The organism is Marinobacter sp., from assembly GCF_033722735.1.
Classification (GTDB): Bacteria; Pseudomonadota; Gammaproteobacteria; order Pseudomonadales; family Oleiphilaceae; genus Marinobacter.
On sequence record NZ_JAWVYN010000001.1, the window covers coordinates 321286 to 339634 of the forward strand.

The 18349-nt window shown below is 59.5% G+C and carries 18 protein-coding genes; 15 read left to right on the top strand and 3 right to left on the bottom strand.

The window, feature by feature from the left end:
• The first annotated feature begins 7 nt into the window (after nt 1-7).
• The 10 genes from neuB (at nt 8) to R3175_RS01440 (ending at nt 10672) form a co-directional block, all read left to right on the top strand.
• On the top strand, nt 8-1108 hold the full coding sequence (gene neuB, locus R3175_RS01395; RefSeq protein ID WP_318941789.1) for an N-acetylneuraminate synthase: 1101 nt from the start codon (nt 8-10) through the stop codon (nt 1106-1108).
• Nucleotides 1101-1763 carry an acetyltransferase gene (locus tag R3175_RS01400; RefSeq protein WP_318941791.1) on the top strand — a complete coding sequence of 221 codons (663 nt, stop codon included), beginning with the start codon at nt 1101-1103 and terminating at the stop codon, nt 1761-1763. Before neuB ends, R3175_RS01400 begins: the two co-directional genes overlap by 8 nt.
• Nucleotides 1763-2815 (top strand): nucleotidyltransferase family protein, encoded by a 1053-nt coding sequence (locus tag R3175_RS01405; RefSeq protein WP_318941793.1) that lies wholly within the window; start codon nt 1763-1765, stop codon nt 2813-2815. Before R3175_RS01400 ends, R3175_RS01405 begins: the two co-directional genes overlap by 1 nt.
• On the top strand, nt 2812-3504 hold the full coding sequence (locus R3175_RS01410; RefSeq protein ID WP_318941795.1) for an acylneuraminate cytidylyltransferase family protein: 693 nt from the start codon (nt 2812-2814) through the stop codon (nt 3502-3504). Before R3175_RS01405 ends, R3175_RS01410 begins: the two co-directional genes overlap by 4 nt.
• 37 nt (nt 3505-3541) lie before the next feature.
• Nucleotides 3542-5635: a motility associated factor glycosyltransferase family protein gene (locus tag R3175_RS01415; protein ID WP_318941797.1), complete on the top strand. Its 2094-nt coding sequence runs from the start codon at nt 3542-3544 to the stop codon at nt 5633-5635.
• A 189-nt stretch (nt 5636-5824) separates the two neighbouring features.
• Nucleotides 5825-6655: a flagellin domain-containing protein gene (locus R3175_RS01420; RefSeq protein WP_318941799.1), complete on the top strand. Its 831-nt coding sequence runs from the start codon at nt 5825-5827 to the stop codon at nt 6653-6655.
• Nucleotides 6656-6727: 72 nt separating this feature from the next.
• On the top strand, nt 6728-7159 hold the full coding sequence (locus R3175_RS01425; RefSeq protein ID WP_318941801.1) for a flagellar protein FlaG: 432 nt from the start codon (nt 6728-6730) through the stop codon (nt 7157-7159).
• Nucleotides 7160-7366: 207 nt separating this feature from the next.
• Nucleotides 7367-8770 carry a flagellar filament capping protein FliD gene (gene fliD, locus R3175_RS01430; protein ID WP_318941803.1) on the top strand — a complete coding sequence of 468 codons (1404 nt, stop codon included), beginning with the start codon at nt 7367-7369 and terminating at the stop codon, nt 8768-8770.
• Between the two features lie 23 nt (nt 8771-8793).
• Nucleotides 8794-9192 (top strand): flagellar export chaperone FliS, encoded by a 399-nt coding sequence (gene fliS, locus R3175_RS01435; protein ID WP_318941804.1) that lies wholly within the window; start codon nt 8794-8796, stop codon nt 9190-9192.
• Nucleotides 9193-9460: 268 nt separating this feature from the next.
• Nucleotides 9461-10672, top strand: a complete 1212-nt coding sequence (locus tag R3175_RS01440; protein ID WP_318941805.1) for an argininosuccinate synthase — start codon at nt 9461-9463, stop codon at nt 10670-10672.
• 433 nt (nt 10673-11105) lie between these two features.
• Here the strand turns inward: R3175_RS01440 and R3175_RS01445 are convergent, their stop codons facing one another.
• On the bottom strand, nt 11106-12077 hold the full coding sequence (locus R3175_RS01445) for a response regulator (RefSeq protein ID WP_318941806.1): 972 nt from the start codon (nt 12075-12077) through the stop codon (nt 11106-11108).
• A gap of 225 nt (nt 12078-12302) precedes the next feature.
• Between R3175_RS01445 and R3175_RS01450 the strand changes: the two genes are divergently transcribed.
• Together R3175_RS01450 and R3175_RS01455 are read left to right on the top strand one after the other, a co-directional pair.
• On the top strand, nt 12303-12785 hold the full coding sequence (locus R3175_RS01450; protein WP_318941807.1) for a YajQ family cyclic di-GMP-binding protein: 483 nt from the start codon (nt 12303-12305) through the stop codon (nt 12783-12785).
• Entirely contained in the window at nt 12786-14225 is a 1440-nt protein-coding gene (locus R3175_RS01455) for an AmpG family muropeptide MFS transporter (protein WP_413231699.1), read from the top strand.
• A gap of 18 nt (nt 14226-14243) precedes the next feature.
• Here the strand turns inward: R3175_RS01455 and R3175_RS01460 are convergent, their stop codons facing one another.
• On the bottom strand, nt 14244-14564 hold the full coding sequence (locus R3175_RS01460; protein WP_318941808.1) for an MGMT family protein: 321 nt from the start codon (nt 14562-14564) through the stop codon (nt 14244-14246).
• Nucleotides 14565-14627: 63 nt separating this feature from the next.
• Nucleotides 14628-15389, bottom strand: a complete 762-nt coding sequence (locus R3175_RS01465) for an SDR family oxidoreductase (RefSeq protein ID WP_318941810.1) — start codon at nt 15387-15389, stop codon at nt 14628-14630.
• Between the two features lie 147 nt (nt 15390-15536).
• On the opposite strand from R3175_RS01465, the gene R3175_RS01470 reads away from it, so the two are divergent.
• The 3 genes from R3175_RS01470 to groL all read left to right on the top strand — a co-directional run bounded on the left by R3175_RS01470 (nt 15537) and on the right by groL (nt 18222).
• The gene (locus tag R3175_RS01470; RefSeq protein ID WP_318941812.1) at nt 15537-16034 is read left to right on the top strand and encodes an FxsA family protein; all 498 of its coding nucleotides are present in this window, start codon (nt 15537-15539) and stop codon (nt 16032-16034) included.
• A gap of 166 nt (nt 16035-16200) precedes the next feature.
• The gene (gene groES, locus R3175_RS01475) at nt 16201-16488 is read left to right on the top strand and encodes a co-chaperone GroES (RefSeq protein ID WP_318941814.1); all 288 of its coding nucleotides are present in this window, start codon (nt 16201-16203) and stop codon (nt 16486-16488) included.
• Between the two features lie 81 nt (nt 16489-16569).
• Nucleotides 16570-18222 carry a chaperonin GroEL gene (gene groL / locus R3175_RS01480; RefSeq protein ID WP_318941816.1) on the top strand — a complete coding sequence of 551 codons (1653 nt, stop codon included), beginning with the start codon at nt 16570-16572 and terminating at the stop codon, nt 18220-18222.
• The last annotated feature ends 127 nt before the right edge of the window (nt 18223-18349 follow it).

An 18349-nucleotide genomic window follows, 5' to 3' on the forward strand; every position in this document is an offset into this window, starting at 1 on the left:
AGAGTTCATGAACGACAATAATAAGGTACAGATCATTGCCGAGGCGGGGGTCAACCACAACGGCGACCGTGATGCCGCGTTTGCCCTGGTGGATGTCGCTGCCGCCAGTGGTGCTTCAGCCGTTAAGTTCCAGACGTTCAGTGCCCAGCGCCTGGCCGGCGGTGCGCCCAAGGCGGACTATCAGCAGTCAAACGGAGCGCAAGGGGAGAGCCAGCAGGAGATGCTGGCCAGGCTGGAACTGCCGGAGAGCTGGCACGTTGAGTTACAGCGCTACGCCAGGAGCAAGGGGATAGAATTCCTGTCCACCGCCTTTGACCTGCCCAGTTTCCAGTTTCTCCGGACCCTGGACCTGCCGGTTTACAAGGTGCCCTCGGGCGAGCTGACCAATGCACCGTTACTGTGGGCATTCGCCAACAGCGGGGTGCCGCTGATCGTGTCGACGGGGATGGCTTCCCTCGGCGAGGTCGAGCAGGCGCTGGCGGTCATCGCACACGGATATGAGAATGAGAGTGAGCCCAAATCCGCGGCGGACATCTGGCAGCATTGGAGCCGGCCCTCCACAGCGGACATGTTGCAGGGGAAGGTGACCCTGTTGCATTGCACGTCTCAGTATCCAGCCGCCCTCGAAGAGGTGAATCTGGCCGCGATGGATACCCTGGCCCATGCCTTCGGTCTTCCAGTGGGATACTCCGACCATACCCTCGGGACCGCCGTGCCGGTGGCGGCGGTTGCCAGGGGAGCCAGGGTTATCGAAAAGCATTTCACCCTCGATCGTTCACTGCCGGGCCCGGACCATCGCGCCTCCCTGGAGCCCGAAGAGCTGGCGGACATGGTGCGTCAGATCCGTACCGTGGAGGCTGCGTTGGGCTCCGGCCTGAAGCGGGTGCAGCCGACGGAATGGAATACCCGGCAGGCGGCTCGTCAGCAGATTGTCGCTGCACGCGCCATTCGGCAAGGGCAACGGCTGTCACGGGAGGACCTGACCACCGCCCGGGCAGGGCAGGGGCTTTCGCCAATGCATCTCTGGGACCTGGTGGGGCTGAGTGCGGACAGCAACTACAAGCCGGGCGATGTCATCACGGTGGCTGGAGGGCCCAGCGGTGTTTGATCGGCCGTTCGTCATGCTTGGCGGTGGCGGTCACGCCCGGGTGGTGCTGGAGCTTCTTCAGTGCCTGGGAGCCACGGTGAACGGTGTTTGCGATCCGGCACTGGCAGCGCAGTCGGCAGAGTGGTGGATGGGCATCGATGTACTGGGGGATGACAGCGCGCTGTGCTCGGTCTCACCCGACGAGGTTTACTTGGCGAACGGGATTGGCATGATGCCGGGTGCCGATCTCCGGCAACGGCTGTTCCAAACCCTGACCGATCAAGGCTATGAGTTTCCGGCGTTAATTCACCCCGCGGCTTCGGTATCCGACGGTGCCCGGATATCGCCCGGCGCCCAGGTAATGAGGGGGAGCGTGGTGCAGACCTGTGCGGTGATTGGCCGCAACACGATTGTGAACACGTCCGCGTCGGTCGATCACGATTGCCAGGTCGGGGCCCATTGCCATGTCGCGCCAGGAGTCACCCTGTGCGGCGAAGTGACGGTGAAGGAGGGGGCCTTCGTAGGTGCCGGGGCCACCGTTATTCAAGGTGTCAGGATTGGTGCCGGCGCGGTTATTGGCGCCGGCTCAGTGGTTCTTAAAGATGTTGCGGGAGGGCGGGTCCACCATTCGGGACAGCGGCGCCCCGTAGGCGAAACGGTCACTCGAGGTTCGTGATGAAAGATTGGCATTCCGTACTCGTATCCCCCAATACGTCCCTGAACGAGGCGATAGCGACCCTGGACAAGGGGGCGTTGAGAATCGTGCTGGTGGTGGACAAGCAGAACAAACTCCTGGGTACCCTCACCGATGGCGATGTGCGTCGGGCCTTGATGGCGAAGGCCTCCCTGGACAAGCCCGTTGCGGAGGTGATGTGTGACCAGCCCCAGGTGGCGAGGAGTGAATGGACAAGGGACCGAATCCTGTCGGTGATGGAGCGCTCCGAGCTGCTCCAGCTACCGGTGGTGGACGAAAATGGCTGCCTGGTCGGTCTGGAAACCCTGCATGGCCTGTTGGAACGGAACACCATCAATAATCCGGTGTTTCTCATGGCCGGAGGCTTCGGAACCCGACTGAGACCGCTGACCTACGAATGTCCGAAACCCATGCTGAAGGTGGGGGAAAAGCCGATCCTCGAACTGATCCTCGAAAGCTTTGTCGCGTCGGGCTTCCACCGGTTTTTTATCTCGACCCACTACCTGCCGGACCAGATTCGTGATTACTTCGGCGATGGCCAACGCTGGGGGGTGTCCATCCAGTACGTCCATGAGGACGAGCCGCTGGGAACTGGCGGTGCCTTGGGGCTGCTGCCGAAATCGGAGCTGGATCTTCCAATTGTCATGATGAACGGTGACCTTTTGACCACTCTGGATTACCGAAGCCTGCTGGATTTTCATGATCAGAATCCCAGTGTCGCGACCATGTGCGTGCGGGAGTTCGAGTACCAGGTGCCGTATGGGGTGGTGCAGTGCAAGGGGGATTTTGTCGAAGGGATGACGGAGAAGCCCATCCAGAAATATTTTATCAATGCCGGCATCTATGTGGTCTCGCCGGAACTTGCGGCTTCGGTGAAGGAACACCAGCGCGTGGACATGCCCACCCTCCTTGAGAACGCGATGGCCCGGGGCGACAAGGTCACCATGTTTCCGGTGCACGAGTACTGGTTGGATGTAGGACGCATGAACGACTTCCAGAGGGCTCAGGATGAGTACGCGGGAGAGGTTTCGTGACCGAGCCTGGCCGCATACTGGCTGTTATCCCGGCCAGGGCGGGTAGCAAGCGGCTACCCCGCAAAAACACCGCCAGCCTCGGGGGGCAACCGATGGTGTCCTGGTCCATCAGGGCCGCACTGGATGCTGGCTTGGCGGGGCGTATACTGGTGACCAGTGACGATCCCGAGGTACTGGCGATTGCCGAGACCTGGGAGGGGGTGCGGAGTCTGCAGCGGCCAGCCGAACTGGCGACCGACCAGGCCACCACGGCGGATGTCCTGAGGCATGCCGTTACCGAAGAAACGAAGGCTGGGCGTGCACCCGACACCCTGGTGTTGTTGCAGCCAACGTCGCCCCTGCGGATTGGGGAGGACATTGCCAACGCGCTCAATCAGTTTTGTCAGGGGGGCGGAGAAAGTGTGGTCTCCGTATCGCCCGTCGAGCACCCCCTGGCCTGGTGCGGTAAAGTTGATGCCAACGGCGCCTTGCTAGGTATTGATCTTCAGTCGGCGCAGCGCTCCCAGGACTACGAACCAGACTACCGGCTCAACGGAGCGGTATACGTGGTGGACGTCGCGGGGTTCGTGGCGTCGGGTTCGCTGTTTACTGACCGGATACTGGCGAGCATCATGCCCAGAGAGCGCTCGGTTGATGTGGATGAAGCGCTGGACCTCACCATTTGTCAGAGCCTGATGCAAGAGCGCTAACTGTATTACACAATTATCACGGCGGAACGCAGTGCCTATGTCTGAATCAGATCAGGATGTTGCGCTTCAGTATCTGGAGCGCAAGGAAAAGAATCTGGCGTACTTCAAGAAGTATCGCCCGGAGTTGCACCAGTATTTTGGCTCCCTCCAGCTCGATCACTGCGAGTTGGTGGTGACGCCGGGAAACCCGGATGTGGATCTGGTCGACCGGGGACGGTCTGTTTATCGACACCATGCCCGGGCTTATTCCTACTCGGAGGTGGACCGTTTTCTGGAAGAAAATCCGCCTGAGCAGCGGTCGCTGACCCTGGCGCCCCCCTGGGCAGGCTCTTTCGCCACTCCCCGTTTCGGCATGAGGCTGGTTAAGGAAGCCCTGGATGCTTCGCCAGTAACGCCGGAGCAATTTCAGGGCTATAGGCGCGGCGATTTCTTTCCATCGGTGGTTTTTCTGGGCTGTGGGTTGGGCTACCACATTGAGAAAATGTCTGAACAGGCCGACATTATTGATGCGGTGATATTCGAGCCGGATGCAGAGCGATTCGCCCTGAGCCTGTTCACCGTCGACTGGGAAGCCATCAGTGTCCGTTTCCGCAAGCGGGGCTGTTCGTTGTCGTTCTGCATCGCTGTAACCGACAGCGAAGAGAACATCCGTCGGGTTCTGGGGGGCAAGCTGGCTGAAATGGTGCCCCTGTATCCTTACTTCACCACGTACTACAACCATCTTGCCAACGTCGAACTGTTCCGGATCGCCAAGGACCTGGAGAAGGACATTCCGATTCTGGCAGCCAACTGGGGCAGCTACGATTTCGAGATCCGGGCCTTCAACAATATCCTCCATAATCTCCGTTCCGGCGGGCGCTATTTGAAGCCGGATCCGACGGCCCACTCGCAGCGACCGTTGTTGGTCATTGGCAGCGGTCCATCCATCGATGGCCGGTTCGAGGACATCCGCAAGATCCGCGACAAGGTGGCCATCGTCAGTGCCGGTACCGGGCTGCGGGGGTTGCTCGCCAATGGCATTCAGCCGGACTTTCATTTGGAACTGGATGCCGATTACGCCATCCATGAAATCCTTTCCGATCTTGATCCGAAAGCCTTGCGTGCCATTCCCCTGCTCGCGGCAATCGACGTCAACCCCTTGGTGACGGACCTTTTCGACGAGGTAACCTTCTTCTTCAAGAGCCGTAATGCGATTCCCGGCTGGCTGGGCGTGGGCAGGGACGCGCTGGACCAATGCAGCCCGACCTGCACCAACGCGGCGTTATCGGTGGGCTATGCCTTGGGGTTCCGCAGCATTTTCATGTTCGGCACCGATTACGGCTACAAGGATACGTCCAGCCACCATTCCGCCTATTCCGTTTACGGGGCCCAGGCGGAAACGGACTTTTCCAAGTCATTCCGGGCCGAGCGCAAGGGCTTGAACGAAGATCAGCGGAGCTTCCCGGTTGCCGGGGTGGACGGTGGTGAGGTACTGACCCGGACGGATTACTACACAGCCAAAAGGGCCGCAGAGCGGTTTATACACGATCTCAAGGTAATGGATGAAACGTTCCAGGCTTATAACTGTTCCGACGGCGCGGTCATTGAGGAGGCCGACTGGTTATCCCGGTCGGCATTCCTGGAGGCCGTAGCTGGTTACGACAGTCAGGGCCGGAAAGAGGCCCGGGCACTGCTGGGCCATGAACGTTGCCCGCTTCCCGCGGAGGAGCTGGATAAGAAACTGGCCAACCTCCAAATGGAAATGTCCGATACCGTGGTCGCTTGCCGCAAGGCACTGGATTTGACCTCGCATCGCTCCCGCCGGGACCTGGTGGCTATTGCCAATGGGGTTCGCGATTCCCTCAACCGTGTCGGGGTATTCAGCGGACGGCGCACGGACGTGTCGGTGCAAATGATGTGTTGGCAGTTGCTCAAGGGAACAGTCTACCACTTCCTTCAGGTGGGTCTTTGCCACGGCCTGGCCTGTGAGGAGTCAGAGCTGGACGGGTTCATGGAGCACTGGAAGCAGGCGTTTGGGAAGTTTCTCGACCGCTTGCCGGATCATTTCGAGCGTGTGGCGATGCAGGCCCGGGCTGTGGATACCGATCCCTGGCTGCGGGCACGCCTGACCGATGATGAACCCACCCTTTAGCGTATTTAGTGCTATGTAACGCCTTGGCTACAAAGGGTTTACAATTCATAACAAAGTTGGTGAGAATTTTTCTAAAGGATTTCTGGTTAGCGCCGTTAAGCATTACAGCGGGGCGGCGCACCCACAAAAAATTGAGAACGGGCGCCAGACCTCTTTCAAATAAAGCAAACGATTTGTAGGAGAAGTAGTATGGCTCTCGGTATCAACACCAACGTTGCCTCAATCATGGCCCAGAACCAACTGAACAAGTCCCAGGACGTTTCCAACCAGGCCCTGGAGCGCCTGTCCTCTGGTCTGCGCATTAACTCTGCCAAGGATGATGCCGCCGGGCTGGCAATTTCTACACGCTTTGATACCCAGATTCGTGGTCTGCAAGTCGCATCTCGTAATGCCAACGACGGTATCTCCATGGTTCAGACCGCGGAAGGTGGCCTGAACGAGACGGTTAACAACCTGCAGCGTATCCGCGAGTTGGCGGTTCAGGCGGCTAACGGTTCCAACTCCGATGAAGACCGTCTGCTGCTTCAGGCGGAAGTTGACCAGCGCATCGCCGAGGTGACTCGCATTGGTACCCAAACCGAGTTCAACGGTCAGGCGGTGCTCGATGGCACCCTGGGCTCTGCGGTTTCCTTCCAGGTGGGCGCCAACGCCGGTCAGACCATCGATGTTGCGTTTGACAACACCATGACCGCCGGTGCCGCTGGCCTGAACGTTTCTTCCATCAGTGTCAGTGCCGCGTCTGCTGCCACGGCAGCCATCAGTGCCATCGACGGTGCCCTGAGTTCTGTGAACTCCTTCCGGTCTGATCTGGGTGCGATCCAGAACCGTTTTGAAAGCACCATTGCCAACCTGCAGACCAACATCGAGAACCAGAGTGCGTCCCAGAGCCGGATTCTTGATGCGGACTTCGCGGCAGAAACCGCCAAGCTGTCCAAGGCTCAGGTGCTGCAGCAGGCTGGCATCTCGGTACTGGCCCAGGCCAACGCACGGCCGCAGCAGGTTCTGTCTCTCCTTCAGTAACAGGGACGATGACGGGTTGGCCGGCCTCACGTTGAGGCCGGCTTTCGCCGTGAGAGGATAGCGAGGTGAGCTATGACTGACGTAAACCTGAATAATCCGGGGCTCAAGCTGGTTAGTGCCAGCAAGCCGGCTCCGGGTCGGGACACTGCGTCACCTCAGGCCGAAGGCAGGAACGCCTCCGATCAGACCGCAATGGTCGCTGGTCCAAATCGGGCACAAAGTGCAGGTATCCTTGATGCAAACAGAGGTGAGGCCGCAGAGGCGGTTTCAGACTCTGATAAGGAGAGCCTGGATAATGCGGTGTCCAAGCTGAATGACTTTGTTCAGAACGTCCAGCGAGATCTTCAGTTTGAAGTTGATAATGAGTTGGGTGAAACCATCGTGAAAGTGGTGGACCAGGAAACCCAGGAAGTTATTCGACAGATTCCGGATGAAGTTGCGGTGAGGTTGGCAGAAAAGTTGCAGCAGGACGAACCGCTGACGTTGTTCAATATCGAAGTTTAGTGGCGTCGTTGCGCCATTCTCGTTGAATAACGGCCTTTCAGCACCGCCGCACCCCTTGGGGTCCGGCGGTGTTTTGCGTCGCGGGCTGTGTTTCAATGGGTGGTGAAAGATACAGTCGGTAACAAAATTGGCCACTGTGGGGGCAAAGTTTTGCCGCCTCCCGCCGATAACTGAATCAGAACCAAGAGAGACTATCAGGGGGTAGTCATGGCATCCATATCATCATTAGGCGCGGGATCGGGGTTGTTCAGCGCTGATCTGGTAGATCAGCTGGTGAATGCCGAACGGCAGCCAGCCCTTGAGCGCCTCAGCCTCGAGCGGTCTCGTACTGAGACGATGATTTCGGCCTATGGCAAACTCCGCAGTGCACTGGAGGCCCTGAACGAGCCGTTGGAACAGCTGAGTTCCAGTGAGGGCCTGAAAGCTTTTACCGCCACGGCTTCCAATGAAAATGTGGCCGTTAGCGTGGACGATACCCTGGCCAGTGCGGGTAACTACAGCGTTGAGGTCACCCAGCTTGCGCAGGCGCAATCCCTGGCCACAGCAGCCTTTGCGGACAAAGACACGACAACCGTTGGTACCGGCACCTTGTCCATCTCGGTGGACGGGGTCGCTACGGACATAACCATCGATAGCAGTAACAACACCTTGCAGGGTGTGGCCGATGCCATCAACAGCTCGGATGCCGGCGTGTCCGCGGGCATTGTTGATACCGGCTCCGGGTTTCGGCTGGTGATTTCCTCGGACGAGTCTGGCACCGCCAATGCGGCACAGATCACGGTAACCGATGACGACGGCAACAACACAGATACGTCTGGGTTGTCCCAGTTCGCCTTTGACGGTACCACCTCCAACCTGGAGGAAACGGTGCAGGCCAAGGATGCCTTGCTGGACATAAACGGTATCTCGGTCTCCCGTTCCACGAACACCGTTGAAGATGTGGTGGCAGGCGTCACCTTCGAGCTTTCCTCGGTCGGTTCCACCAACGTGACGATCGGCGAGGACGCGGACGCGGTGGCTGGCCGGGTGCAGGAGTTCGTGGACAAGTTCAATGCCCTGCAGGACGTGGTGAAGAGCGTTTCGGGCTTCAACGCGGAATCCGGCCAAGGGGCCATCCTCAGCGGCGACTCCACCATCCGCAATATTCAGAATGACCTGAGGGGCTTGCTGACCTCGGTGGTGCCGGGGCTTGAAAATGCGTCGGTTCGGATTCTGGCGGATGTGGGCATTACCACCGATCCAACCTCAGGGAAACTGGAGTTCGACAGCGCCACGTTCAAAGACAAGCTTCAGGAAGTACCGGATGAGGTTGCCGCGCTGTTTGCCGAACAGGACGGGGTTGCGGGCGTCGCCGACCAAGCGGTGGATCTGGTGGCCGGCTTCCTTGAAAGTGATGGCATTATTTCCACTCGCACGGACGGGCTTAACGAGACATTGGATCGAATCCAGGACGACCGTGAAGCTCTGGATCTTCGCATGGAATCGCTGAGGGAGCGATTGGTGTCCCAATTCTCCGCGGCTGATGCGTTAATTGCGCAATTACAAAGCACACAAAACTTTGTCGCTCAGCAACTGGCCGCATTGGCTCCGCAACCCAGCCAGGGTTCGTGAAAGGTTTTAAAGGGGGGTAACTCATGAACGGTTTACAACAATATCAACGCATCAACACCCAGACCAGCATCACCGATGCCGATCCCCACAAGCTGATCCAGCTTCTTTACAATGGGGCTCTGGAGCGCATCAACATGGCTCAGTCGCGGATGCAGGCGAAAGACTATGCCGGGAAGGGGCAGTTGATCAACAAGGCGATCGAAATCATTGGCGGCCTGAAGAGCTTTCTGGACCTTGAGCAGGGTGGCGAGCTGGCCGAGCGACTCGAAGCGCTTTACGATTACATGGAGCGCACCCTCTTCGAAGCCAGCGCCAAGAACGACGCCGAAAAACTGGACGAAGTGGCCAACCTACTGCGCCAGGTCAAGGAAGGCTGGGACGGCATCCGCGAGGAAGTGGTGCAGCACCAGCAGGCGGTTTAACCCTTCAGTTACTGGAGGATAGGGGACAGAACTGAATTCTGTCCCCTTCGCGTTTTTGCCCGCCAATCGCCGATTGTCCGACTTTCCGGCCGTATCTTTTTCTTCCCTCCTTTCGTCCATCTGGCCCCCGGCCGTTGACTGCCGTACAATAACGCCCCTTATTTGCAGGAGCCTCTGAAAAACCCCTGACCCGTTTTCGGCCTCGCCGTGGGCCCCAGGTGTTATCCAGAGGCTCCCGAATCCATCCTGTTCAGTCTGGAGCAAGGGCATGTCTGATATTAAAAAGGTGGTGTTGGCCTATTCCGGTGGCCTGGATACCTCAGTGATCGTTCGCTGGTTACAGGACACCTACAACTGCGAAGTGGTCACCTTTACGGCCGACCTGGGGCAGGGCGAGGAAGTCGAGCCCGCCCGTGCCAAGGCCGAAGCGCTGGGTGTGAAGGAAATCTACATCGAGGACCTGCGGGAAGAGTTCGTCCGTGACTACGTGTTCCCGATGTTCCGCGCAAACACCATCTATGAAGGCGAATACCTGTTGGGTACCTCCATCGCCCGCCCGCTGATTGCCAAGCGCCTGGTGGAAATTGCCAACGAAACCGGCGCCGATGCCATCTCCCACGGCGCCACCGGCAAGGGTAACGACCAGGTGCGCTTCGAGCTGGGCGCGTACGCGCTGAAGCCGGGGGTTCACGTGATTGCCCCCTGGCGGGAATGGGACCTGAACTCCCGTGAGAAACTGCTGGCCTACTGCGACGAGCGCAACATCCCGGTCGAGAAGAAGAAGGGCAAGTCGCCGTACTCCATGGACGCCAACCTGCTGCACATCTCCTACGAGGGCATGGTGCTGGAGGATCCGTGGGCCGAGGCGGAAGAAGACATGTGGCGCTGGAGCGTGTCGCCGGAGAAAGCACCGGACCAGCCAACCTACATCGAGCTGACCTATGAGAAGGGTGACATCGTGGCCATCGACGGTCAGGCGATGAAAGCCCACGAAGTGCTGGCGCACCTGAACAAGGTCGGTGGCGAGAACGGCATCGGCCGTATCGACATCGTTGAGAACCGCTACGTGGGCATGAAGTCCCGCGGTTGCTACGAAACTCCGGGTGGCACCATCATGCTGCGCGCACACCGGGCCATCGAGTCCATCACCCTGGACCGGGAGGTGGCGCACCTGAAGGACAGCATCATGCCGCGCTACGCCGAAGTGATCTACAACGGCTATTGGTGGTCACCGGAACGTGAGGCGTTGCAGGCGCTGATTGACCAGACCCAGGGCTACGTCAACGGCACCGTTCGCCTGAAGCTGTACAAGGGCAATGTCGAGGTGGTCGGCCGCAAGTCCGACGATTCGCTGTTCGACGAGAAGATCGCCACTTTCGAGGAAGATCAGGGTGCTTACGACCAGAAGGATGCGGAAGGCTTTATCAAGCTGAACGCCCTGCGGTTGCGGATTGCCGCCGGTAAGGGCCGCAAGCTCTGAGTCATTGCGGGGCGCCGGGCTCCGCCTGGCCACGCTGAACCAAAAAACGGGGACCGCCATGACGGCGGTCCCCGTTTTTTGGTTTAAGCTGCGCAGAGTCCCCTTGGGGAAGAGAAGGGGGGGGCAAGCGGGTGTGCAAGGGCGTGGTCGATGTCTGCAGCGGCGCTGGAAACAAGAAGGCCAGCGCAATGGCTGGCCTTTGAAAAGGAAAGAACAGTAGTGCCTGAAAAACCTGTGTTCTGTGGAAGGCCCATAAACCGGCGAAGGGACTGCTTAACTTCGTAACGGTAATGCTTGACTCCGAAACGAGACGACTTAACTCCTTCGCCATGGGGGATACTGCTTAAATCCACGGTGTCAGAATACGGTTTGGCCGCTGTCCTGTCTGTGCATGAAGTGTGTCGTGGTGTTACAGAGTGTGTTTGCGTCGGTCTCAGGCGGACTCTGCGATTTCCGGCCGGGTCTCGGTGAATCGTCGGGTGTCGTAGGCGTCCATCAGCCCCTGGACCGCTGCCCGTTCGATCTCCTGGACCGATGGGGTACCCAGCTGGGCGTCGGATTTGCACAGTACCATGCCTGCCTCAACCGAAATGTAGCCGGCCGTGGTTTTCAGGGCCTTGTGGTTGATGCCGTCGAAGATGCGCCGATAGGCGGCGGTGGTGCACTGGTCGCCGTTGGGGAAGTGGGCAATGATGGCGTACTGGTTGTCGCCCACCCGGCACAGGGCGTCCATGGGGCGAATAAGGTGGCTGAGGCGGCGTGCGATACCCACCGCCAGTTCACCCATGATGGCTCGGGTATGCTGCCGTTTCAGATCCTGCCAGTTGCGGATGCCGCACAACAGGTAGGCGCTGGCACCGCCGCGGGATTCGGTCTGGCACAGACACTTGCCCAGGCGTTCGCGGGCATAGCGGTTGTTGCACAGACCGGTCTCCAGGTCGATGATGTTGCTGGCTTCCAGTTCCCGGTTGTTTTCCATGAGCAGGGAGTTGGCTCGCAGCAGGGCATTTTGCCGGTCGGCGATGCGGTCGGCGGCGAACACCCGGGGGATGAGTTGCTTGCTCATGTCGGATTTGTAGACAAAGTCATCCACACCCCGGTCAAAGGCCTCGGCGAGGGCCTCGACGCTTTCCTTGGCGGTCAGCAGGATGGTATAGGTGTAGTGGTTGTTCTGTTCATCCTGTTGGCGAACCCGATCGGTGAGCTCGAGACCGTCCATTTCCGGCATCAGCCAGTCGGCAATCAATATGCTGACAGGGCGCTCTTCCATCAGCTGCAGTGCGGCGGGTGCGTCATTGGCCACGCGGACATCCCGGTAGCCGGCGTTGCGTAGGGCGCGGCTGACTACCATACTGCTGAATTTGGCGTCATCCACCACCAGAATCGAAAGGTCTAGGTTTGGCATTCTCTACTACTCGCCCGTCCATTGTCAGATGCGGTGTGGGCCCTGACTTGTTATTCTTTGGCACCTTGGAACGCAGGCCTTCCGACGATACCCGGCGGAAGTTGCAGGAGAGGCCATTATAGCCATAGGGCGCTGGCCAAACGCCTTGAAATTGTTAAACATGCGGACTCGACGGCCACTGATTTCTCCTGACGTGACGGCCTCCGCAATTTGGGAGTTTTCATCATGCCATCTTTTGACATTGTTTCCGAAGTTGATCTGCACGAAGTGACCAACGCCGTCGACCAGGCCAAGCGCGAGCTGGGTAACCGATGGGACTTCAAGAATGTTGAGGCCGACATCGAACAGGACGACAAGGGCATCACCCTGAGCGCGGAGCAGGATTTCCAGCTCGAGCAGCTGCAGGACATCCTGCGCATGACCTTCGCCAAGCGCAACATCGACAGCCGCGCCCTGGCCGAAGACGGCGACAGCAAGGCCGGCAAGCTGGTCAAGAAGCATTTCACCCTGAAGCAGGGCATCGAGACCGACATGGCCAAGAAAATCGTCAAGATGATCAAGGATGCCAAGCTCAAGGTGCAGTCCAGCATTCAGGGCGACAAAGTGCGGGTCACCGGGAAGAAACGGGACGACCTGCAGTCGGCCATCGCCCTGCTGAAGGAGGCCGAGCTGGAGCTGCCGCTTCAGTTCAACAACTTCCGCGACTGATTGGGGGATCCCGCCATCCGTTCACAGGCCCGCGGGCCGGCGTTGCTGGCCCTGATTCGAATCTATACCCGATGGCAGGTGATTGCGCTGCTGTTCCTGGGGTTTTCCGCGGGCTTGCCCTTCCTGCTGGTGTTCTCAACCCTCAACGCCCGGCTGGCGGACGTTGGGGTGGAAACCGCCACCATCGGCTTCTTCAGTTGGCTTGGCATTACTTACTCCATCAAGGTGTTCTGGGCGCCGGTGGTGGACCGTCTGCGTTTGCCCCTGCTGGATCGGCTGCTCGGTAAGCGCCGGAGCTGGATGCTGCTGGCCCAGGCGGGCATTGCGGCGGGCCTGTACCTGATGGCTCAGGTCAACGCCGTGTCGGCACCGGAGGTGATGGCGCTGTGCGGTCTGCTGGTCGCCTTTTCCTCCGCCACCCAGGACGTGGCTATCGATGCCTACCGGATCGAAATTGCTGACGAGCGGTTACAGGCGGCACTGGCCGCCACCTACATCTTCGGTTATCGGCTGGCCCTGCTGGTGGCGGGTGCCGGTGCCCTCTACCTGGCGGAATACTGGTCCTGGCAGGTGTCCTACGAGGTGATGGCCCTGCTGGTGGGCGTGGGTGTGGTGACGGTCCTGTGTGTTCGCGAGCCGAAGGTGAACCATTTTGCCGCCGCCCAGGACATTGCCGATCGCGTCGCCCGGGAGGCGCATAAGCGTGCTCACCTGGGACCACGTCTGGCCCGGCTTGCGGGCTGGTCCTCCGCCGCCGTGGCGGGACCTTTCCTGGATTTCTTCCGCCGTTACCGGCAGTTTGCCCTGTTCATCCTGATCACCGTGGCGGTTTATCGCATCTCTGACATCGCCATGGGGGTGATGGCCAATCCCTTCTACCTGGACTTCATGGGCTTCTCCAAGACCCAGGTGGCGGACGTGACCAAAATCTTTGGTTTTTTCATGACCATTGCCGGTTCCATGATCGGCGGCGTGATGGTGGTGCGCCATGGGGTGCGAAGGATTCTGCTGCTGGGAGCGGTGATGACCGCGGCCACCAACCTGCTGTTTGTGCTGCTGGCTCAGTACCCGCCCAACATCTATACCCTGGCGGTGGTGGTCAGCGCGGACAATCTCAGCGGTGGCATTGCCAACGTGGCCCTGATCGCCTGGTTGTCCAGCATGACCAATGCCTCGTTCACCGCCACGCAATATGCCCTGTTCAGTTCTCTGATGACCCTGCCGGGCAAGTTCATCGGCGGCTTCTCCGGCATGGTGGTGGCAGGGTTTGGCTACGCCGAGTTCTTCCTGGTGGCCGGGCTGATGGGCGTACCGGCCATTGTGCTGGCGGTGTACATGATTCGCCATGGCGCCACCCTGGATGCCTTGGCACCGAAGAATCACAGTGAGCACAATGGCGTGCCCAAACGGGAGGAGGCCGCCTCGCCGGGCGCGGGCTAAACCTGTGGAGCAGGCGCGCTATGGGTTCCAGCGGAAGCGAGCCATGGAGACTCTGCCGTTGACCACCTCAATGCCCTCCCTGGCGAGCAAGGCCACCTGGCGGCGGAACGCCTCCGAGTCTTGCGGAAAGGCAATCTGGCCGTTGCTGCGAATCACCCGGAACCAGGGCAGATTGTGGCCGGCCGGCAGTCTGCCCAGGGCCCGGCCTACGAACCGGGCCTGCCGACCAAGTCCAGCCATTTCGGCCACCTGGCCGTAGCTCACCACCTTGCCTGGCGGGATGGCGCTCACCACTTGCCAGATGCGTTGTTCACGTGAGGGGGCGGGGGTGTCGTTCAAGGTTGGTCACCGATCCGTGGCTGGGGACAGATTGGAAATCTGTCCCCACAGGGGGAGAGGGCGTTAGAGGCGAAGCCCGCCATCCACCTCGATCATCCGCCCGGACACATACTCGTTCTCGAAGATGAAGGCAGCGGCGGAGGCGATGTCCTCCGGTTTGCCCATCCGCTTGAGCGGGATGCCGGCGGTCATCTTTTCCAGGGCTTCCGGTTTCATGGAGGCAGTCATCTCCGTCTCGATGAAACCGGGGGCAATGCCCATCACCCGGATGTTATAGCGGGCCAGCTCTTTCGCCCATACCGGAACCAGCGCCGCGACACCCGCCTTGGCGGAAGAATAGTTGCTCTGACCCATGTTGCCGGCGCGGGAGATGGAGGAAATGTTGATGATGGCACCCTGGTCGCCGTTCTTGATCATCTGGGTGGCGGCTTCACGGCCGCACAGGAACACGCCGGTCAGGTTGACGTCGATCACCGCCTGCCACTCGGCCAGGCTCATGCGCTTGACGATTTCGCCGTCTTTCACCTTTACCATCAGGCCATCCCGGAGAATGCCGGCGTTGTTGATCAACCCGTTGAGCTGGCCGAAATCGGCGTGGATGGCGGCAAAGGTCCGCTCAACCTCTTCTTCCTTGGCCACATTGCAGACGTAGGACCGGGCGTCACCACCGGCTTGTTTGCAGGCGGCGACGGCTTCTTCCAGTTTCTCCGGCATCAGGTCGATCAGTGCCAGCCTGGCACCCTTGGCGGCAAAGAATTCGGCCATGGCCCGGCCAAGCCCCTGGCCGCCACCGGTAATTGCGATCACGGAATCTTGAAGTTTCATAATTAGCCCTAACTGATGAAGTGAGGGAGTATCCAGGCTGACCCAAGCGCAGGGCTTTGTGGAAGACCCGCATACTCTGCAACGATTTCCATGGTTGGGCGAGTATACCGAGCCCCATCCCCCCACGACCAGATCAAAGGCCACTGAATGGGCATGTTCCTGCTACTTTTTATCATCCTGCCGATTGTCGAGATGGCAATCCTGATCAAGGTGGGCACCGTGATTGGCGCCCTGAACACGATCGGGCTGGTGCTGCTGACGGCAGTTATCGGCGCAGCCCTGCTCAGGCAGCAGGGGTTTGCCACGTTGCTCCGGGCAAACGAACGGTTGAACAGCGGGGAACTGCCCGCCAAAGAGGTGGCAGAAGGGCTGATACTGGCCGTGGGCGGCGCATTGTTGCTGACGCCCGGTTTCGTGACCGACGCAGTGGGTTTCCTCTGCCTGCTACCGGGCTCTCGCCACTGGTTGGCCGCCCAGGCCCTGAAGAAGCTGGTGGTGAGCAGTCGGAGCCAGGGCTTTGAGTTCACCATGCGAAGCGGCGACCCGTATCGTTCTGGTCGTCGTCCTGGTCGGGATGACGACGTCATCGAAGGGGAGTACACCGATGAAACCGAGCGGGACCATGACCGCCTCGATAAACAGTAAATTTTTTTTACTCCGGGGTATTGAAAACCGTCTCCAGGCCCCCAGATAAAGTGCACAAGTTCGCTGAGGGTGATTAATCCCGCTGTAAAAACAGTTGGTTAATCACTCCGGCTTTACACGCAAATGTCATTGCCAAAGACAACCTGACTATTGGAGATACCGAGCAATGAAAATTCGTCCGCTACACGATCGTGTCGTCGTGCGCCGTAAGGAAGAAGAAGAGAAAACTGCGGGTGGCATCGTGCTGCCGGGTAACGCAAAAGAGAAGCCTTCCCAGGGTGAAGTAATTGCCGTGGGCGATGGTCGTCTTCTCGATAATGGCGAAACCCGAGCGCTGGCCGTCAAGGTGGGGGACACCGTGGTATTCGGTCAGTATGCCGGTAATACCGTGAAGATCGACGGTGAAGACCTGCTGATCATGAGCGAAAGCGATATTTTCGGCGTTCTCGAGTGATCGGAGCGACTATTCGAACGGCCGGCTGATTAAGCTGGCCTGAACCAAAGAATTGGGTTTAACGAACAGGAACAAAGAACTATGGCAGCTAAAGACGTTAAATTCGGTGATAGCGCTCGCAAGCGCATGGTAGCTGGTGTCAACATCCTGGCTGACGCCGTCAAAGTGACACTGGGCCCGAAAGGCCGCAACGTGGTACTGGACAAGTCCTTCGGTGCACCCACCGTCACCAAGGACGGTGTGTCCGTCGCCAAGGAAATCGAGCTGAAAGACAAGTTCGAGAACATGGGCGCACAGATGGTGAAAGAGGTCGCTTCCCAGACCAACGACACCGCTGGTGACGGTACCACCACCGCAACCGTTCTCGCTCAGTCCATCGTCAACGAAGGTATCAAGGCCGTCACTGCCGGTATGAACCCGATGGATCTGAAGCGTGGCATCGACAAGGCGACTCACGCCGCTGTCCAGGCCATCCGTGACATGTCCAAGCCCTGCGACGACAGCCGCAACATCGCCCAGGTTGGTACCATCTCCGCCAACGGTGACGAGAGCATCGGCAAGATCATCGCCGACGCCATGGAGCGTGTTGGCAAGGAAGGCGTCATCACCGTCGAGGAAGGCCGCGGCCTGGAAGACGAGCTGGACGTGGTCGAAGGTATGCAGTTTGACCGTGGCTACCTGTCCCCGTACTTCATCAACAACCAGGACAACATGTCTGCCGAGCTGGAAGACCCGTTCATCCTGCTGGTTGACAAGAAGATCTCCAACATTCGCGAGCTGCTGCCGACCCTGGAAGCCGTTGCCAAGGCCGGCAAGCCGCTGATGATCATCGCCGAGGACATCGAAGGCGAAGCACTGGCCACTCTGGTGGTCAACAACATGCGTGGCATCGTCAAGGTTGCCGCCGTGAAAGCGCCGGGCTTCGGCGACCGTCGTAAGGAAATGCTGCAGGATATCGCCATCCTGACCGGCGGTACCGTGATTTCCGAAGAAGTGGGTCTGACCCTGGAAAACACCACCCTGGACGATCTGGGCACCGCCAAGCGGGTCAACATCACCAAGGAAAACACCACCATCATCGATGGTGCCGGTGCTGAGAGCGACATCGAGGCCCGCGTCGAGCAGATCCGCAAGCAGATCGAAGAAAGCTCCTCCGACTACGACAAGGAGAAGCTGCAGGAGCGTGTTGCCAAGCTGGCCGGCGGTGTGGCCGTCATCAAGGTTGGCGCCGGTTCCGAAGTGGAAATGAAAGAGAAGAAGGCCCGTGTCGAGGACGCGCTGCACTCCACCCGCGCCGCCGTTGAAGAAGGCATCGTGGCCGGTGGCGGCGTGACCCTGGTTCGCGCCCTGGCCGCTCTGGAAGACCTGGACGTGGAAAACGAAGAGCAGAAGGCCGGCGTCAACATCCTGCGTCGCGCCATGGAAGCTCCGCTGCGCCAGATCGTAACCAACGCCGGTGGCGAAGCCTCCGTGGTTGTGGCCAAGATCCGCGAGGGCGAGGGTTCCTACGGCTTCAACGCCGCCAAGGAAACCTACGGCGACATGCTGGAGATGGGTATCCTGGACCCGGCCAAGGTCACCCGTTCCGCGCTGCAGGCAGCCGCTTCCGTTGCCGGTCTGATGATCACCACCGAAGCGATGGTGACTGACGAGCCGGAAGAGGAGAAAGCCGGTGGCGGCATGCCGGACATGGGCGGCATGGGCGGCATGGGTGGCATGGGCGGCATGATGTAAATCAGCGCCTGCCGAGCCCGGCCTCGTGGCGGGCTCGACACCCCGCTCAAAAACCCCGCTTTTAGCGGGGTTTTTTTGTTTGTTTCGCCATGGACTTACCCACAGTCTTTGTTAGACTCGGGGACCA